The sequence below is a fragment of the Noviherbaspirillum pedocola genome (assembly GCF_016632335.1).
GTDB lineage: Bacteria > Pseudomonadota > Gammaproteobacteria > Burkholderiales > Burkholderiaceae_D > Noviherbaspirillum_A > Noviherbaspirillum_A pedocola.
In genome coordinates this window covers 1-1,808 of sequence record NZ_JAEPBG010000066.1, presented here as the reverse complement: position 1 = coordinate 1,808, position 1,808 = coordinate 1, and the positions used below count along the sequence as shown (strand labels likewise).

1 protein-coding gene and 1 pseudogene are annotated in these 1,808 nt (G+C 52.8%); one reads left to right on the top strand and one right to left on the bottom strand.

Annotated elements, in window-relative coordinates; genetic code table 11:
• Positions 1–119: pseudogene (locus tag JJB74_RS32895) on the top strand (IS5/IS1182 family transposase); the annotation flags it as partial.
• A 24-nt stretch (positions 120–143) separates the two neighbouring features.
• Here the strand turns inward: JJB74_RS32895 and JJB74_RS32890 are convergent.
• A complete protein-coding gene (locus JJB74_RS32890) occupies positions 144–1,355 on the bottom strand; it encodes an ABC transporter substrate-binding protein (RefSeq protein ID WP_200598758.1) in 1,212 nt (403 codons plus the stop codon).
• Positions 1,356–1,808 lie beyond the last annotated feature (453 nt).

The window sequence follows — 1,808 nt, the reverse complement described above, 5'->3', positions numbered from 1 at the left end:
GGATGAACCGATTCCGCCGCGTTCTGATTCGTTGGGAAAAGCTGGCGAAAACCTATCTTGCGTTTCTTCATTTGGCGTGCGCTGTTATTACCTGGCGTGCAATTGGCCTACTGGAATAGGCTCTAAGTAGGACACGCTCGACTTCACGGTTTGGTTTGGACCACTTCTCCATGGTTCACCCACTGCTTGCCGTCGAAACTGATCGGTTGCAGGCTTTTGACCGGAGCGTAATCCGTAGTAGAGGTATTGAGCCGAATGCCGGGCAAGAGCATTGGCAGTTCAACATCTTTCAAGCTCGCAGCCTGCTTCATGATGTTGTCACGGGTCAGATTGTTGCCGGCTTGCGCGAGAACTTTCACCAGGGCCTGTGCAGCGGTATAGGCGTAGGCATTCATCGTGTCCTTGATGTCGCCTTCCGGGTAATATTTTTTCATAAAGTCAAGATACTCCTTGACGCCTGGATCATCGGCCAACTGTTCATTGGTCGGATCCTTGAGCCAGCCGACCGAAACGACACCAGTCGATTTGTCCAGTCCCGCAGGCGTTAGGACCGAGCCGACCGAGCTGGAAGGGAAAGGGATGTAGTGCGTTGGTTTCCAGCCAACGTCGGCAACGTTGCGTATTGCCTGCGCAGTGAATTTCGGCGAGCTTGCATCAACGAAAACCTCGGCTCCCGATGCGCGCAGTGCGGCGATCTGTGAATTGATGGTGGCGTCGGTGACTTCATACGATGCCTGGGAGACGATCATGCTGCCCTTGTTGCCGAGTCCGCTTTTCAGTCCTTGGACATAATCCTTGCCGAAGTCGTCGTTCTGGTACAGCACCGCGATCTTAGCGCCGGACGCATTCTTTAGAATGTGTTCGGCATAAATGCGACCTTCGGTTTGATAATTCGGTGTGAACGCCATGCTCCACGGGAAGTTCTTCGGATCATTCCACTTGTTGGCGCCGCTCGAATGGAAAAGATGCGGAATCTTTTTAATGTTGACATACTTCTGGATCGCCGAGTTGGTTGGCGATCCGACGTTCCCAAACAAGAAGAGAACATTGTCCTGCTCAACCAGGCGGCGCACTACTTCAACGGTTTTCGCCGGATTGTAGCCGTCATCGAGCGAGATCATGTTCAGTTTACGGCCCTTGATACCGCCTTCGTCATTGATCTTTTTGAAATACGCCTGCTGCAGTTTGCCGATTGTGCCGTAGGAGGAAGCAGGGCCGCTGTAAGGTGCGGTATTTCCGAACCGGATTTCGGTGTCTGTCGCGCCTTGGTCGTACTTCTTCTGCGCATGAGCTAGAAGGGGGGTGAAAGCAAGGGATATAAGTGCGGCGGTGCTGGCGAGGGCGTGCTTCATCATGGTCTCCTGATCGTGTAATCGAACTTCCGCTCATGACGCAACTTTTGCGCAATTAATCCTATCGCCTACCGTAAAGTCGCCAATGCCTTTGAGGCCCGTCGACCGATCGAGTGTCAGTCGGGACATCCGGCGTGTCTGTCAAAGGCATTGCTCTGATTCATACTCTGCAACCCGCGGAAGCTACTTTCAAGTCATTAAAACGATCGCTTTATACGGGTGCTTTATAGCGTCCTTGAATGCTTGTGTCAAGTGTTTGAACGTCGAAAGGCGATAGCTAGTCGGCGCTGAAAAACTGTTTTCACCCAATGGCCATGCGTGCTGAGACGTGAAATCGGCGTGCGGAATTTGCAGGGAACGACGCTTGTCATACGCGGTTTCCTGCAAATTCTGATGAGGTCATCATGGCTCCGCGTCATCATTCCGGAACGCCAGGCGCATCACAGCGGCAAGACT